The sequence below is a fragment of the Acinetobacter sp. AOR18_HL genome (assembly GCF_027855145.1).
In the GTDB taxonomy this organism is placed as follows: domain Bacteria; phylum Pseudomonadota; class Gammaproteobacteria; order Pseudomonadales; family Moraxellaceae; genus Acinetobacter; species Acinetobacter pittii.
In genome coordinates, this window is sequence record NZ_JAKTIG010000048.1 from 1 (window position 1) to 16,079 (window position 16,079).

General features: G+C 43.7%; 20 protein-coding genes. 4 read left to right on the forward strand and 16 right to left on the reverse strand.

Annotated features, from left to right (window positions below):
- Positions 1 to 86 precede the first annotated feature (86 nt).
- The 3 genes from tnpA to MKL51_RS12645 all read left to right on the forward strand — a co-directional run bounded on the left by tnpA (position 87) and on the right by MKL51_RS12645 (position 2,481).
- Positions 87 to 470, forward strand: coding sequence for an IS66-like element accessory protein TnpA (tnpA, locus tag MKL51_RS12635; RefSeq protein WP_004646130.1), 384 nt, complete (start codon positions 87 to 89; stop codon positions 468 to 470).
- A complete protein-coding gene (tnpB, locus tag MKL51_RS12640) occupies positions 467 to 802 on the forward strand; it encodes an IS66 family insertion sequence element accessory protein TnpB (protein ID WP_004832949.1) in 336 nt (111 codons plus the stop codon). The genes tnpA and tnpB overlap by 4 nt, the downstream gene beginning before the upstream one ends.
- A gap of 74 nt (positions 803 to 876) precedes the next feature.
- Positions 877 to 2,481 (forward strand): IS66-like element ISAba46 family transposase, encoded by a 1,605-nt coding sequence (locus MKL51_RS12645; protein ID WP_017402503.1) that lies wholly within the window; start codon positions 877 to 879, stop codon positions 2,479 to 2,481.
- 98 nt (positions 2,482 to 2,579) lie between these two features.
- Here the strand turns inward: MKL51_RS12645 and MKL51_RS12650 are convergent, their stop codons facing one another.
- The 16 genes from MKL51_RS12650 to MKL51_RS12725 all read right to left on the reverse strand — a co-directional run bounded on the left by MKL51_RS12650 (position 2,580) and on the right by MKL51_RS12725 (position 14,217).
- Positions 2,580 to 2,717 carry a hypothetical protein gene (locus MKL51_RS12650; protein ID WP_004832952.1) on the reverse strand — a complete coding sequence of 46 codons (138 nt, stop codon included), beginning with the start codon at positions 2,715 to 2,717 and terminating at the stop codon, positions 2,580 to 2,582.
- A gap of 116 nt (positions 2,718 to 2,833) precedes the next feature.
- Positions 2,834 to 3,955 (reverse strand): replication initiation protein RepM, encoded by a 1,122-nt coding sequence (repM, locus tag MKL51_RS12655; protein WP_000818856.1) that lies wholly within the window; start codon positions 3,953 to 3,955, stop codon positions 2,834 to 2,836.
- A 1,010-nt stretch (positions 3,956 to 4,965) separates the two neighbouring features.
- Positions 4,966 to 5,604: a lysozyme gene (locus tag MKL51_RS12660; RefSeq protein WP_004832954.1), complete on the reverse strand. Its 639-nt coding sequence runs from the start codon at positions 5,602 to 5,604 to the stop codon at positions 4,966 to 4,968.
- Entirely contained in the window at positions 5,604 to 5,996 is a 393-nt protein-coding gene (locus tag MKL51_RS12665) for a hypothetical protein (protein ID WP_000138815.1), read from the reverse strand. Before MKL51_RS12665 ends, MKL51_RS12660 begins: the two co-directional genes overlap by 1 nt.
- A 92-nt stretch (positions 5,997 to 6,088) precedes the next feature.
- A complete protein-coding gene (locus MKL51_RS12670; protein WP_002125706.1) occupies positions 6,089 to 6,886 on the reverse strand; it encodes a hypothetical protein in 798 nt (265 codons plus the stop codon).
- Positions 6,887 to 6,931: 45 nt separating this feature from the next.
- A complete protein-coding gene (locus tag MKL51_RS12675) occupies positions 6,932 to 8,176 on the reverse strand; it encodes a phage terminase large subunit (RefSeq protein ID WP_002125703.1) in 1,245 nt (414 codons plus the stop codon).
- A gap of 9 nt (positions 8,177 to 8,185) precedes the next feature.
- Positions 8,186 to 8,791, reverse strand: coding sequence for a hypothetical protein (locus MKL51_RS12680; RefSeq protein ID WP_000134192.1), 606 nt, complete (start codon positions 8,789 to 8,791; stop codon positions 8,186 to 8,188).
- 152 nt (positions 8,792 to 8,943) lie between these two features.
- Entirely contained in the window at positions 8,944 to 9,345 is a 402-nt protein-coding gene (locus MKL51_RS12685; RefSeq protein ID WP_000084570.1) for a hypothetical protein, read from the reverse strand.
- 111 nt (positions 9,346 to 9,456) lie between these two features.
- The gene (locus tag MKL51_RS12690; RefSeq protein WP_001228682.1) at positions 9,457 to 9,945 is read right to left on the reverse strand and encodes a hypothetical protein; all 489 of its coding nucleotides are present in this window, start codon (positions 9,943 to 9,945) and stop codon (positions 9,457 to 9,459) included.
- Positions 9,920 to 10,243, reverse strand: a complete 324-nt coding sequence (locus MKL51_RS12695; RefSeq protein ID WP_001175928.1) for a hypothetical protein — start codon at positions 10,241 to 10,243, stop codon at positions 9,920 to 9,922. Before MKL51_RS12695 ends, MKL51_RS12690 begins: the two co-directional genes overlap by 26 nt.
- Positions 10,234 to 11,187, reverse strand: coding sequence for a hypothetical protein (locus MKL51_RS12700; protein ID WP_002125699.1), 954 nt, complete (start codon positions 11,185 to 11,187; stop codon positions 10,234 to 10,236). The genes MKL51_RS12695 and MKL51_RS12700 overlap by 10 nt, the downstream gene beginning before the upstream one ends.
- Positions 11,188 to 11,225: 38 nt before the next feature.
- Entirely contained in the window at positions 11,226 to 11,648 is a 423-nt protein-coding gene (locus tag MKL51_RS12705) for a thioredoxin family protein (protein WP_000184979.1), read from the reverse strand.
- Positions 11,645 to 12,301 carry an ATP-binding cassette domain-containing protein gene (locus MKL51_RS12710; RefSeq protein ID WP_000312034.1) on the reverse strand — a complete coding sequence of 219 codons (657 nt, stop codon included), beginning with the start codon at positions 12,299 to 12,301 and terminating at the stop codon, positions 11,645 to 11,647. The genes MKL51_RS12705 and MKL51_RS12710 overlap by 4 nt, the downstream gene beginning before the upstream one ends.
- Positions 12,301 to 12,951, reverse strand: a complete 651-nt coding sequence (locus tag MKL51_RS12715) for a ParB/Srx family N-terminal domain-containing protein (RefSeq protein ID WP_001292430.1) — start codon at positions 12,949 to 12,951, stop codon at positions 12,301 to 12,303. Before MKL51_RS12715 ends, MKL51_RS12710 begins: the two co-directional genes overlap by 1 nt.
- Complete coding sequence (locus MKL51_RS12720) at positions 12,948 to 13,550, reverse strand: hypothetical protein (RefSeq protein ID WP_000131110.1); 603 nt, start codon at positions 13,548 to 13,550, stop codon at positions 12,948 to 12,950. Before MKL51_RS12720 ends, MKL51_RS12715 begins: the two co-directional genes overlap by 4 nt.
- A gap of 28 nt (positions 13,551 to 13,578) precedes the next feature.
- Positions 13,579 to 14,217, reverse strand: a complete 639-nt coding sequence (locus MKL51_RS12725) for a ParB/RepB/Spo0J family partition protein (RefSeq protein ID WP_000110211.1) — start codon at positions 14,215 to 14,217, stop codon at positions 13,579 to 13,581.
- 78 nt (positions 14,218 to 14,295) lie between these two features.
- Between MKL51_RS12725 and MKL51_RS12730 the strand changes: the two genes are divergently transcribed.
- Positions 14,296 to 16,005: a DEAD/DEAH box helicase gene (locus MKL51_RS12730; protein ID WP_000521251.1), complete on the forward strand. Its 1,710-nt coding sequence runs from the start codon at positions 14,296 to 14,298 to the stop codon at positions 16,003 to 16,005.
- Positions 16,006 to 16,079 lie beyond the last annotated feature (74 nt).

Sequence of the window (16,079 nt, forward strand, 5' to 3'; positions counted from 1 at the left end):
GTAAGCGTCCGCTGAACACACCTTCTGAATTCATCCTATAAGCCTTAATTTAGTCCACACTTAAAAACAAGTGGGGACTAAAATTTATGACTACAAATCACCAGACATCCATCGCATCTCTTGCGAAAAAACGAAGAACATACAGTGCTGAATTTAAACAGCAGATCGTTCAGGCTTGTAAAGCACCGGACGTTTCAATTGCTTCGGTCGCTTTGCAACATGGATTGAATACAAATCTTGTATCCAAATGGATTCGCTTAATTGATGCTAAGCCAGGGAATGATCGCTCACCACTACCGAATAAACCTGCATTTATTGCCTTATCTTGCTCTGCACCATTAGATCCTACTCCTACTGACATGTTAAAGGTTCAAATTACTTTACCCCACTCAAAAGCAGAAATTGGCTTGAAATGGCAAGTATCAGAAATATCTGCTTTAGCAGAATTACTCAAGGCACTTGCAACATGATCCGCATTGATGAAATCTGGCTTTCTACCCAACCTCTGGATATGCGAGCAGGGATGGATATTGTCATGGCTCAGGTGGTGAGAGCCTTTGGCTACATCAAACCGCATTGTGCTTACCTGTTCTGTAATAAACGTGGCCATCGCATGAAAGTGCTGGTACATGATGGACTGGGCATCTGGCTGTGTGCCCGGCGGCTGGAACAGGGAAAATTCCACTGGGCGCAGGTTCACCAGGGTGAAAGCATGGCGATAAGTCCGGAACAGTTACAGGCACTGATCCAGGGTTTACCTTGGCAGCGCATTGGACGACAGCAGGTGGTGACGATGCTTTAAACCAGACTGTTCCATTCTGCTATTCTCCAAACGTTCTATTTCATTCTTCTCATGACCTCAGGCATACTGCGGTCATGAATACGCTGCCTGACTTAAGCCAACTGACCCATGAACAACTGCTGGAATTCACCAGACAGTTGGCAATGCAGCATCAGTCTCTGGCAGAATCAAATCAAGAGTTAGAAAAATCAAACCAGCAATTGGATGCCAAAGTTCAACATCTTTCTATTCTCACTCAAAAATACGAGCATGAACTGGCGCTGTTTAAAAAGCACAAATTCGCCCAAAAGAATGAACACTTAACGGCAAAACAAATCCATCTGTGGGATGAAGCGGTTGAAGAAGATATTGCCGCGGTTGATCTAGAACTGGAGCGGCTGAATGCAGATAAAACCGATGCAGTGACACACAAAGCCACAGTCAATAAACCTAAACGTCGACCACTGCCAGATCATCTACACACCATCCGTATTGAGCATGAACCTGCATCAACCCAATGTGCTTGTGGATGCCAACTCCGGCGTATCGGCGAAGATGTCAGTGAAAAACTGCATTTCAGACCGGCACAGTTCTATAAGGAACAGCATATCCGTGGCAAATGGGTCTGTGATCAGTGCGACACCCTGACTCAGCAAGCGATGCCAGCCTATGTGATTGATAAAGGCATTGCTTCACCTGAACTGCTCAGCCATGTGTTGGTATCGAAGTATGCCGATCATTTACCGCTGTACCGTCAGCGCCTGATCTATCAGCGGGCGGGCATTGATCTGTCCAGATCCACGTTATCTGACTGGATTGGTCGCTGCGGTGTGGAACTGGAACCTCTGGCCAATGCCTTAAAACAGGTGGTGCTGCAACAGCGGGTGATCCATGCCGATGAAACGCCGGTCACCATTATGCGGATGGGTGAGAATGAGAAAAAACCGAAGAAAGGTTATGTCTGGGCCTATGCCACCACACAGTACAATCCAGTTCAAGCGGTGATCTATGACTTTCAGGATAGCCGTTCAGGTCAGCATGCAGAAGAGTTCCTGAATGGCTGGCAGGGCCATCTGGTCTGTGATGATTACAGTGGTTATAAAGCACGCTTTAAATCAGGCGATGTCATTGAGGTGGGCTGCATGGCACATGCACGTCGTAAATTTCATGAACTGCATGTGACCGGGAAAAGTCAGATCGCTGAACAGGCATTAGTGCTGATTCAGAAACTGTATGCCATAGAAGCAGAACTCAGGAAAAAGACCGATAGTACAGCAGAACACCGCCGCGAATACCGACAACAGCACAGCCAACCGGTGAGGCAACAACTGTATGAATGGCTCAACCAACATGATCTGACGGTGCCATCGAGTTCTCCAACCGCCAAGGCGATCAATTACAGTCTGAAGCGTTGGCCAGCCTTAAGCCGCTATCTGGATGATGGCAATCTACCCATTGACAATAACTGGGCAGAGAACTCAATGCGTCCCTGGGCATTGGGCCGTAAGAACTGGTTGTTTGCAGGTTCGCTGCGCAGTGGACAGCGAGCGGCAAATATCATGACTTTAATCCAGTCAGCAAAGCTGAATGGCTTGGATCCGTATGCCTATTTAAGTGATGTGCTGAAAAAGCTACCGACACATAAAGTGACCCAGATTGAAGAGTTACTGCCACACTGCTGGAAACCTAAATCGAATTAAAAAATTGGTATGGGATTCAGCGGACGCTTACGAAAGAAGTAATAAGTGGCTTGCATGGGATGCATCAGCCTATAGTCAAACCACTTGGTTGTCATTAACTACGTTTCTAGCTTCCGCTCTTTCTTGGGAATGTACTGAATGGTGAGAATTTCGTAATGTTCTAAATCAAGGTCATTGCCATAAAAGTGACCCGCCCAATCTAAATACTTGGGTATTTGTTTTTCAACTTGGGACATCCGATCGTTTCCGAATAATTAATATAAAAACTTAAATATTATAGAAAGTATTATTTAATTATTCGTTAGCACTTCAAAAACCCAAGTTTTCGGAAAAGACCCAAGTACCGGAATGTTTAAGCCGGTCTTTTAGAGTTATAAAGTTCAATTAATGCGTGTTGTAGAGTTACGCCTTTAATCTGGGCATATTCGCGGACGTATTCCTTGGTTACGCCCTCATCCAGCTTTAATAGTGCCTCATACAGTCGTTTTATGCCATTTAATTCAAATTCATCCTTTTCTTCTACTGGCTTTTCAATAGCAGACTTATAAACGCCAGATTCAACGATAAATTCTTTTAATGGGTTCTCTTTGTTAAGGTCCTCTTCGCTGAGATCACTACCCAAAAACTCTTGGGTCGATACTTTTGGAAGCCTAATGTTTTCTAAAGGAGCGCCTGTCTTTTTAGCTGAATCGGAAGAAGGCTTGCTGTCATGGATTTCTTTCGCTTCGCCTTCAATGAAGTTATCGGTTTTTAAACTTACTTCAAAATAAATGCCCGTGATATTACGTCCTGTCTTGATTTTCTTTTCAGTAATAAACAGGTCAGTAAAACTATTAATCTGATCAATTGCCGGCTTCAATACACGTTTATTGAAGTTGGTCATATCCGTACTTTCGGGATTTTTCTTGTCTCTATACTCATGAGGAAGAAGGCCCATCTTGGCACGGAAGTCCTCAAAGTCATAAACAGGAGTTTTTCGTATATCCGAATTTTTCCAACTAGCGACCAACTCATACAGACGGATGCCATATTTACTGGTCACATCGCGTAAATTGTCGATGGCATATTTGGTAAAGGTTCCTTCTAGCTTGGTTACTAGAGGAATCACATCAGGAGCTAGGGTGATCGTTAATAATGCATCATCCTTAACGTATGAAACTCGTGATACCCAACGTGACCGAACCACCTCAATCTTGCCATTTCGCATTGTGGTGTAAGAAAAACGTCTTTCAAATAAGGTATCTTCGGCTTCCTTCAGTGTTTTATATGCCGCGCTCACTGTTGTATTAAATTTTTGGGCATATAAGGAAGCCGGAATCTCGATAATCGTTTCGGCAGTCAGATCTGCATTCTTGTTTCTGGAAACTAAAATGGCGAGTAGAATTATTCTTTGCTCAGCAGTGTCCAAAGCGTAGCTTGCATTAATCAATGCATTCGCTTTATAAACATCTGAATTCCTAATAAGTTCTGCCATATATTCCGTTTCAGAAAGGTTTTATTGGTTTTCGTAAAAGGTACATGATTAGATAATGTTTGTAAATCTAGTTAATCAGTCAGAATTGAGCGGATTTATATTTAAGGATTTTGACCAAAACATGACAATGTAATGACATTACCGGAGTTTTTGTACCTTTATAGGCATTCCTTCGGAATTTTTGTACCGTTATCGCCTGTTTTGAACGGAAAAAATGTACCGTTATCACTCCCCTATCGGAGTTTTTGTACCGTTATGATGATTTTGGCTATTAGTTTAGCGGAGAAAATGTACCTTTATAGGGGTGTAAACGGAGAAAATGTACCGAAATCCTTTTATGTATTCTTTAAGTTAATGGAAAAATGGCTTTAAAAGGTACTTATTCGGAGTTTTTGTACCTTTATAGGACTTCTAACGGAGAAAATGTACCGTTAAAGGCGATTTAACGGAGTTTTTGTACCTTTTAAACTATTGAAAATACAGGACAGAATTTTTGTACCGTTAAAAAGGAATATTTGTACCGTAATTAAAACTTTTTGTACCGTTAAAACGGAGTATTTGTACCGCTCAAACGGAGTTTTTGTACCTTAATAGGCTTTGAAAGTATTTGATAGCAATCGTTTCAGAGCTTCTAAAAGAAAAAAAGAAAAGATTTTAAATTCAAATAGGTTTTAAGTTATCCACAACGGAATTTTTGTACTGTTATTATTAGAACTCTTGTAATTCAAAGCATAGAGCGTTTTTAAAAAAAAGAGTTCACAGGAAGAAGTAAAATTGGGTTTAGTTTTAAATTCAAATTAAGATTTGTTTTGAAGATAAGAGTACATAAGGATAATGCATGTTGTTAAAAACATTATTCCCCCTACCAGATGCCAAAGAAATGAAATCATTGTTCTATCGGCTCATCATAGGTGCACACTGTAAACAGACAGTGACATGGATATTGTTTTGAATTGTTGAAGCTGTACATCCTGAAAACAGGATGCACAGCATTAATGTACCGAAATGCTTCATGATAAGAATAATTTCTTTTCAGCAGCACGGCGGTTAACTAATCCATTAATACGTTTGCCATTGTCAAAAATCCAACGATCAAACTGATTTGCAGCAGCAATATAGTTCCCTTGGTTAAGGACAGCCAACATTGTACTTTTGACAAATGCAGTTTCACCTACGTTGTAAACAAACGAAGCAAGCGCATCAAATTGATTTTGAGTTACCTTGACCTTCACATACTTATCAAGACAAGCATCAACCCACTTACAATCGTTTTTAAGCCATTCTTCTGCTTGAACACGAGTACAAGTATCACCCATTTTTACAGGTTGGCCGTTTGGATATTTGATTGTGCCGAAGCCAATAGTCGGGACGCTACCAGTATCCAGATATGCCGTATTCCTGAAACCTTCAAATCCACGTATAAGTTCATATCCTTTTTCGGAAATATCCCATTGCCCTGTAACGCCAGATTCAAGTTTGTAACCAATGAGTTTGGCGAAAGTTTCTAATCCCGCCTTCTCGATAATCTCGTCACCAGCAGTTACTTGTTCCTGAGTTAATCTGCCTCCTGACATCGCCCGAAGCCAAGAATAAGTTTGCGCAATCTGAGCCATTTGCACTGATGCAAGTGCGGATACCATGCTACTCATTAATCTTTAAACTCCTTCAGGTCGTTTTTAATATCAGTTGCAACTTCGAAAATGTCGGAATCCTCCTTCTTTTCGATATAGTTGAAAATCCAACGGACAATAGCCCACCCCGGCAAACCACATGTGAAGAAGAAACCGCCAAGCGCGATCATTCCCCATACGTCTGTTGCCCAAGCATGAAGGTTAAATTTGATGATGATGAAAGAGCCGCCAGCCAAGCTTGAAATTACTGTGGTAATCAAGCCAACTCCCCACTCTCTCGGAGATCTCGGCATCCGCATCATGAGCACTACAGCCGCAACTGCCATCACACAGATTGCGACTACGATAGTCATGCCAAATGCCTTCCAAGCAGCGAATCCACCGATAGTAGTTGATACTGGTTCGGTCATGATTTTCTCGCCTTAGATTAGTTGAGAAAATATAACATTTTTACTATATTTTATAAATAAGCACTTACTAATAATTTATGAGTGTGTAAAAATTATCGTTGTTCAATTTTTAGGATGTTTACTATGGCATTAAAGCAGATCCTACCTCGATCAATCTCTTTAATCGTAATCTTGCCGTTCTGATCATCATTCTGCTTTTCGAACAGTTTCCATTCCGTTTTCGTCCATAAGCGGAAGCGGTGAATCGCCTTGCCTGTTGAATTTAGTGGGTCCTCATCGTCGCGAACCACTTCATGAATCAGCATCCAGTTTAATTTGCCGTGATCATCAAACGAATAATCCAGCATTTGAAGCGGAGTGATGATGTAGGCGTAAGCAGATAGCCCAGCTTCCTTTTCTTCCCGTTTGTTTAAGGGTCTTTGATCTTCTGGTACCGCATCCATATCAATAACTACCCCAATACGACCGTAAATTGAGGTTTTCTTACTGATCTGGCGAACGAAATCATTAATCGTTAAGCCGCTCTTGGTGCAGTTTTTCCAAAACTTCACCACGTCGGCAGGAGCATCTACCTTATTGCGGGTGATTTCCTGCTTGAATAAATATTTATTAATTAAATCTACAACTTCGCGGGTATGGTTGAAACGATAAGCGCGTGAGATACGATCCTTGAATTCGGCATCACCCTCTTTGATGTATTTGAAGATATGATGATTAAACCATTCTCTGCCACCGCTATAGGTGTCATCCATAAACATCCAGTGTTTGGACATGGCTTCATATAGTGGATGACGACGTGATACTAAACGTACAAGAGGGTCATTCGCTTCTTCTGAGGAAGCGGTCGAACTTATTGCATGTCGGTCGTATGAGGATAGTTCGGTTGTCATCTTATCGCCTTCAAAATATTAGTAAGCGATTACTAATAATATAGGTTAAATTGAAACGCCTTTAATTTCAATCTTACGAAGTGGGAATTGGTGCTCGATTGCATATCCAATGGCATCGGCACTGTGTTCTACACCACCTGATTTATCAACATCACGTCCACCTGGTTTGTAGATGGTCTGTTCAAATGAATTGATCAAATGCTTACATTTTTCATCAACCCTTAATGCAACTGTTCCATCCGCAGTTCTCAACATGCGGTTAACTGCATTTACCCTGTCGGCAATTGCAGGGTGCTTTCTTCTGTAAAGAATTTTCTTAAATCCCTTCTCGCGCATGATGTCCAAGTCGGACTCACCACGAGCATGTTGGCGTTGACCGCCAGCAGGATCGGGGAAAATGACAATCTGTTTCATATACCGCCAGTATTTCCGTTCAATCTCTTCACAAATCTCTTCCGTGTTAGAGCCGAACTGGACAATCTCATCAACCACCCAAACTTCGCCATTTGGTTGCGGCTGCATGATGACGGTACTCATTGGGTCGATGTTAAAGTCCATGCCGATCCAGATTGGCAGTTTTGGATCAAAAGGATATTTCCCGACATGTTCCTTACGATCAAACGGGTAATAAACACGTCCAGACATGGTTTCGAAGGAAGCCAAAAATTCCTGCTTGAATGATTTCTCATCCATATCGGCTCTAGCCGCTTCAATTTCCGATTCAGGAATAAATGGAGATGTAATGGTTGGGAACTGCCATGACTGCCATTGGCCAGCTTCGACCTTTTTCGGGTCTTGTCCCTGCATATAGACGGTATATAACTGGTTATATGCTTTAGGTGTGCCGATAAAGATGGCATGACCACCTGTAGAGGCAAGGGTAGGACGCAAACATTGTGTCCATGCCTCTTCGCTAATGTCTTGGAATTCGTCCAATACCAAGAAATCGATACCCACACCACGCAAAGAGTCTGGGTCATCAGCGCCTTTAAGTTCAATCAGGGTGCCATTAACAAGTTCAATAGATAGACTTGAATGGTTAATCTTAACTACCCACTTCCGAGGAATGGCTTCAATCAAATCCTTCCACATGATTTGTTTTGCCATTCGGTAAGTTGGCGCTACGTACCAGATTCTTTGTCTTGGCTTTCTACTTTTACTGATAATCAGAGTACGCGAAAGGCTGGTCTTACCCCATCGGCGACCAGCAACCACTACGCGAAATCGAGCATTTGAAAGATAGACTTCCATTTGCTTTGGATGCAATGAAAGCCGAACCTTATCTGCCATCTAAAACCATCATTCCCCTGAATCATTTGATGGCTCTAACATGTCCTCATCTTCAAAGTCGTAATTACCATTGTTGAAATCACGCTCTTTCAATTGTTGAACCTGATCGGCCGTCAATTCTTCAATTACCAATTCCGGAAGTTGAGTAGCATCTACAGCATCAGGCTTATCCAAACCTAAAACGGCGTACCGTTCTTGGCGGATCTTTGCCAAAACATTCGAAGCGATTTCTAGTGCTTTTAAATTTTGTTGAATCGCCGCATAGGCACCGCCCTTTGCCTTGGCAGTGACAATTTCATTCCAAGTCAGGCGAGCCAGGCCCGTCGCCATCTTGTAATGTTCTTCTTTGGTTTCCTTAATTCTTTGGCTATGTACGGTCCCTTCTGACAAAATATCTTCGGCGACCTGTTTGGAGATACGCTCGGAATGTTCCTTGGCCTTCTCCCCTTTCGTGATTTTCCGCTTCTTCATGTGAAGGGAAACAGAAGTTGCGCTTACCCCGACTTTCTTGGCTAAGTCCTCTAGTGTCACATCACCAGAAGCCCATAACGCCTCTGCTTCTGCCCAAGCACTTGCTGAAGGGTATCTGCGTTTGTTGGCTGTTTCTTCAGTCATGCAATCACCTAAAAAAAAGGCGCGTACCAGCTACTAAATGATATGCGCCCTCTAAAAAGTCAGACACGCACCATTTCAAACATGTCCGATGGCCTCTAGGATAAGCAAAATAAAACCAAAAGTAAATAATAAGCGCTTATTAATAATTTTATTTAAGAGTAATAAGCAAGCGCATACCAAAGCACGCAAGCTAGTGCTGTATTTTCACTTTCAAATGGTCTGGTTACGTAAAATTCAGAGCCAAGAATAAAGACTGCAACAAACTTGTCTTGAAGCTGTTCGGCTTTCTCTAAAGCTTTTTTAGAGCGTCTTTTGGAGGATTCATGGCTGGCTGGAAGGATGAGTGGATGTAAGTTTAATTTGTATAACTCCCTGAAAGTTATATTCTTATCCTCGCAATAGTCCGGACAGTGTGTATAGCCATCTTCCTTCCTGATTGCGAACTCTCCACAGATCGCCGTGTCATGGCCCAATAAAATATCAATTTCAGAATTTCCGACGATGCCTGGCTCAAAATCTTCGCCGATAAGAAAGATTTCCTGTACTTGGGACATTTGGGAGTTCCGCAGTTTTCCGAATATATTAATAATACAATAAAGTAAGCACTTATTAATAATATATTATTCGAAGAGTTGCGGAAAACCCAAATTACCCAAATGTCGGAATTAAACAAGGTCGGGCTGTTTTTTATGTTTAATGGCTTTACTCTCGGTATGGGCTTTATTGATTTCCACTAACTTGCGGTATTCAGTCAGGACGTTTCCAAAAATCTCATCAATGGTATAAGCCTCAAATTCACGCGAAGGCTCGTGTTCATGTAGGCTTTCCGCGAATTCCTGCCATATGTGAACACACTCATGGCAAAGCACGGTTAGTACCTCATTTTCGTCAGCGTCAAACATCCTCGGATAATAGATCGCGGCAATCAACTCGCCCGAATTGTTGGCGGCATAGAAAGTGATGGCTTTAAAATGGGACTGAAAATGCTCTTTAGCAATCTCGTAAAGCGCATGATGGCTTTCATCTTCCATAGCCAAGAATTGTTTTGGGTCTTGGACCAAAACATACCATAAGCGATTGTACGGAGTGCGGAACCAACTTGGCGAGGTTTTCTTAACGCTTTTTACCTTAGAAGATTTTTTCAATTTCCTCATCCTCATTTTCTACAAGTACCTGCCGTAGCGAAGGTACATAGGCGTTTAGTATTTCCTCGCCCAATGGCTTGATGCTGACGACCGTAAATCTACGCCCGTTTCTCACCACGTTTTGCCCGCTCTTCTCAATCAGGCCTCTTTTAATCAGAAAATTTAGGCTGCATGTAATGGCTTGTCGGGTGCAGGTGTAACTCACGGCGTCATGAAGCTGTTCGATTGAGAGCAAAGAACCGTCTGGATTTTTATCGCGAATCTTTGTCAGTAATTCGATCTGTTTTGGGGTTAGACCTAATTGCATTCGAATAAAAGCCCTCTTGATTTAATGAGTTCAACATTTAGGGGGTCGTCTGGTTTCTGACAGTCAAATGCCAAAATTGATACCCGTTTGGGAATCTCGTGCTCAGGATGTTTGGCTTTGTAGATCAAGTCAGGATTGGTATAGACCCCATATAACGGAGACGCAAAAACCAGTTGTTGAATGTTCTTTAGCAGCTTTTCGACAGGCATGCTCTCTACACGGCTAAAACCATTCAGCCGGTTATTGCCGGATTTTTCCAAAGAGCTGTATTGGTAATAGAACTTCCGCATTTCAGCGATGATCTTCTTTTTGATAGGTTCGGGTTTGGAGCTCAGCTCCTCCAGAATCCCCACAACATCTGTCGGATGCTTGGTTTCAAACCATTTCACAAAGAAGTCCACACCGCGTTGATAATTGGTCGCCTGCTTAGGCGGGGTGAACTTGATGCCTGCCCTTTCCGCGAATGGATTGAATTTCGACATCGAGCTTTGGAACTCGGTATGTTTTCTATCCACCATGCGCATCATTAAATTTTGGGCACGATACGCAATCCCGCAACCACGGTAGATGGTGTCCAGTACAAGTCGGCTATTGGTGCAGACATTTTCGTTTAGCCATTCAGCCCGACTTTTATTGATCAGGCGGGTATCCTTGCCGTTGACGTTTGGACGTAGATATTTGAACAAGTCATTACGACCCGAAAGCAACATTTTGGGAACAGCCAGAATCCCGACACCAATGGTCTTGCCATGCAGGGTTACTTTCCAGAACCTTGAACCGATCGGCAGCGTTTCTGCCTTGTAGTGCAATTCGTGCAGAAGGTCCCAGTCACTCTTGTCACCCGGCTCCACAATGATGTCCTTGAGCAATGACAGGTTGTGGTTTTGCTTAGGTGATTTACGAGTAACGAGAATATCTGGTGTATCGAGTAAAACCTTTTCCATACCTTTCTCAATCAAGTAAGGGCGTTAAACGCCCTTTGTTAAATCACTTCCCAAGCTTTCAAGACATCGAGTAGCGGTCGAACACCACTGTATCCCGATAAACGACCTACCTCTTTGCCATCTTCCTTGCAGATCAGGGTAGGCACTTGCGTTACGCCCGCTTCTTCAAACTGCTGTTTGATTTCAGGTTCGATATTGTTTGGATCAATGGTCAGCACATGGTATTCGGTTGCGCGACCTAGCATTTGTTTTTCCAGAATCGGCTTGATGGTCTTGCAAGGTGAGCAGACGGTTGAAGAATATAGGGTTAATGTGCGCTTGGTTTGCGCTGGTTCGCTCTCAGAACGCTCCACAACTTCTGCTTGAACGATTTGCTCTGCAACAGTTTCGGATGCTTCTGACGCGAATTCATGAGCATCTACAGTGTCTTTAGTTACAACTTTTTTTGATCGATTAGTCATACTTGTTTAAATCCTTCAGGTGCTTTGGTGATTACCACTTTTTCGCGGTATCGCTTATCAATGAAGAGGCTTGGGTTGAGGTCTTCAACCATGTCGTCATGCGTTGTGGCAACCAGTACGGTTGTTCCGAGTTTTCGGGCAATTTTCTGAATGTTGTACGCAACAACTTTGGCAACAGTTCGATCAAGAACGGCAAGAAATTCATCTGCAATCCAGACGTCCGCCTTGCTCTCAATCAGTTTTGCCAGTTTGAAGCGATAACGTTGGCCGTCCGAGAGGGCATCAAACTTGTTTAGCCAGATATAGGCATCAGTGATGCCGGCAATGGTGAGTACATCCAGAGCGTCTTTTAGTGTTTCGCCAATCTGGTCGACGATTGGACGGTCATCATGCTCAATGGCATTCAGGTCAGCGACTTTTAAGCCGCTTTGTTCCATTTGTTCCGCCAGCTTCCGTAGCAGGGTCGATTTACCGCCACCAGACTGACCAGTGATGTAAACGATGTCTCCCTGCTCGATTTCAATTGGCGTGTTATCGAAAACCACAAATTCCTTCGCATCTAAGCCCAACCCGAACGACTCGGCAATTTCCAGTACACGTTCGGTACGCTCAACTGACGTTTTGTATCGGACATCGATGTTATAAACAGCCATTAAGCGCTCTCCACCAATTTGCTGATATACGTTACGAAAGCGTCCTTCCCTTCTAGTCCAGTTGCATCTTCTGCAATGGCCATAAAGTAGTGAATGGAACGTGATTCTTTGCCCGATACTTCGCTGAACCCTAAAACCTTGTCGATTCGGATAGGTTTTTCGTTCGATTCCGATACTGCATTTGCCGTATGGCGCTGTTGCTCGGCTACCGCGCTGTCCAGATCATCAACAATCACATCGACGTTCATTTCGGAGAGGTCGGCTTGCATGAACTCCAGCTCCTTGCTGTCGAAGATGTCCTCAAGGAACTCGATGTTGATGGATTGCAGCTCCAGCTTGAGCAGGTCGGCATCAATGTCACCAATGGCAACTCGGTTATCGGCCAAGCGTGCAGCTTTCACCTGTTCTTCATTCAAGTCATCGCGGACCAGAACAGGTACTTCGATTAAACCTAACTTGATGGCTGCAAGACGGCGACCATGCCCCTTGATGATTACGCCATTTTTATCTACCACAATGGGTTGATCCCAACCGAAGCGGGCAATCGACTCGGCAATCTTGGCGACTTGTTCTTCACTGTGGATTTTGGCGTTGAGTTCGTAAGGCTTTACATCGTCAACAATCCACATTTGGATTTTTAGTTCGCTCATTCGGCCACCCGCGTATCGGTTTGCTCAATCAACTGCTTGTTGATCTGGTAGAACTTTTCGCGTTGCCGATCCCTGACGGTAGTTAATTCCCAAGGGAGCGCTACCCATCCGAAGCCACCTTCAGGTTCGATATAGAGACGACCTTCTACGTTGGCTTCTGCAATCTGCAATTCTGTTAGGTCGCATGTTGAAACGATGCGGTATCCATTGCAGAACTTCTTCAAAAACTTCAAGGCGCCGTCATCTACTTCGGGAACCGCCCCTTCATGTTCCTGTTCAGGCGTGTTGAAAGTGATAACTTCCTGAAACTCGCTCTCGAAATAGTCTGGCTTGAGGATGACCACCGTTCCATCTAGGTTTTTAGCGATGTAATCACCTGCCTCGGCTGTACCAATGCCGGGAATGACAAGGGAAAAGTCTTCATCGGTATTTCCCCCTACTCTGGCTACTGTTTTCATTTGGGTTGAGCAGTGAACCCCAAGCCAGAGTTCAATTTCGGAGCCGTTGTTTCCATTAAACTGGATTGCTTCAAGGTCTACAGGGTATTGGCCACCCCGTCGGTACATTCGAACCTGCCCTTTTTGAGATAAATCGGTCATTAGCCATCCCATCCTTCATATGGTTTCATTACTTGCTTCCCAAGAGATAAACCAAGGCATCCCCTGCATTCGTCAAGCTGTCGGATTCGGTAAAGCCCTGTGCCTTAATGGTCTTCTCGATGAGTTTGGTAATTGCGTCTACGTCCTCGATCGGAACCTTGAAACGCATGATTTGGTGAGTTTGAACTTTGGTTGTCTTGGGTAATTCAACTTCCTCTGATGGCGAATCGAGATCGCTTAGAGCGTCCAGCGCTATATTAGTGCTAGAGAAGATGTCGATTTCTTCACTTGACCAAGGCATTACATCGATCAATTCATCGATACCGCCAAGATCATGAAGAATTTCGTTGAGCTTAACGATGTCATCTTCGCCATAACGACCGTTGTCGATTAGACCGATCTCTTTTGCTCTGGCTTCGTCAATGCGCCCAAGGTTCATTACCGGCACAGTGAGTAGACCAAGACGTTTAGCAATCATTGCTCGGTGCTGACCGCCAATGATCTGTAAGCGGCCATCAAGAAGGGTACGAACGATAATTGGCTTAAACATACCGTGACGTTTAATACCTTCTTCGATTTTTCGCTCGTTTTCAGGTGATACGACGTTTGAATTCCAAGGATTAGGCCAAAGCTCTCCTGGGTCGATTTCTAAATATTCAACTGACATAGGAAACTACTTTGAAATATTAGTAAGTGCTTACTTATAATTTAAGCCAAATATTAAGCAAATGCAAAAGGTATTGAAATGGGAAAAGTTGTAACAATCGCTTATGACGCCGTAAATGCCATCCTACACAAGCCTCCTGTTGAGGCGAAACTTGAAGTACAGTCGGCGCTTAGTTATTTGGTGGATGGCGCCGAAGAAACTCTAGCGTTTAGACAGCACCGTTGGGATGGCAGATCGTCATTTTTTGACTTTGCCAAGTGCTCTTTTCCAGCAGGATTTGTAGTCCATGTTACGGATCGACTCAAGAAGGCAGGTTTTGAAGTAAAACTCGCACGAAAACCCCTCCCCGCTCCACTTGGACCTGCCCGACCAGTGGTAGATAGTTACGGATATGACCCTCGTTACGATTACCAGCCGGAAGTTATGGATCGTCTTGTACGTCATGGCCAGATTATCGCTCAAGTCGCTACTGGTGGCGGTAAATCACGCATTGCCATGTTGTGTCAGGCCCGAATTAACCGCCCTACCTTGTTTTTAACAACCCGTTCGATTCTGATGTATCAGATGAAAGATGCATTCGAAGCAAATGGCGTTGCATGTTCGGTCATTGGTGATGGCAGTTTTGGACAGGTGAATGAAAAAGGTCAGCTCTCCATCAAGAAAATGACGGTCGGAATGGTTCAAACCCTCGCCGCCAAGCTGGAAGAGACGACTTTAGAGAAGGAATTTCAGATCCTTTATGACAACGTAGTCAAAAAACACGAAAAAGAGATTTCGGACACTAAAAAACAGCTAATTAAGGTCGGTAAAGTCGAGTCCGAAATCAAAAAAGTGCTTCATAACCTTGCACTGCAACATGAAAAGGAGCTTCAGGACAAGGCACCTGCGATGCAAGCCAAGGCAGAAGCAAAATTCAAGGAAAAATCACTCGTTAGACAGCAAACCATCAAGCTTTTGGAGCTTTTTGAGTTCGTAATTCTCGAAGAAGCACATGAGGCAGGTGGAAATTCGTATTACGAGATCATGCGCCACTGTAAAAACGCCTATTACCGCTTGGCATTGACCGGAACGCCGTTCATGCGTGAAAGCCAAGAGTCAAATATGCGTTTGATGGCTTGTTCCGGACCGATTGCCATCAAGGTTACGGAAAAAATGCTGATTGATCGCGGAATCCTTGCTAAGCCTTACTTCAAAATCGTCGAATTGAAGAAAAAGCCAGCCAAATTACACTCTATTACCCCTTGGCAAGCTGCCTATCGCTTGGGAATCGTGCAAAACGAAGAGCGGAACAATGCCATCTGTATGGAAATTCTCAAAGCCCGTGAATATGGCATGACGGCGATGGTTCTCGTCCAGCATACCTCGCATGGCGACACCCTATTGAAGCTGTTTGACGATATAGGTATCAGAGCGAGATATATTCGCGGTGAAGATGATCAGGGAGAACGTAAATCTGCGCTCACCGAACTTGCCAATAAGGATATTGATGTACTGATTGGAACAACAATTCTTGATGTGGGTGTGGATGTCCCTGCTGTCGGGTTGATTATTCTTGCCGGTGGTGGGAAAGCGGAAGTTGCCTTACGCCAGCGTATTGGGCGCGGGTTACGTGCTAAGAAATTCGGTCCAAACGTTGCGTTTATTGTTGATTTCACAGACCAGCACAATTCAACGCTCAAATCTCACGCTAGACAGCGTTTACAGATCATCAGAGAAACACCCGGCTTTGGCGAGAATATCGTTGCGAATTTCGAGTTTGAAAAGCTCGGTTTCAAAAAAGCTGCATAGTGTTCTGGGCTTGTTCAATGTTTTGGGCAAGCCCGTTTTATTTTGTGGTATTTCAGCGTGATCAATGCAATAAT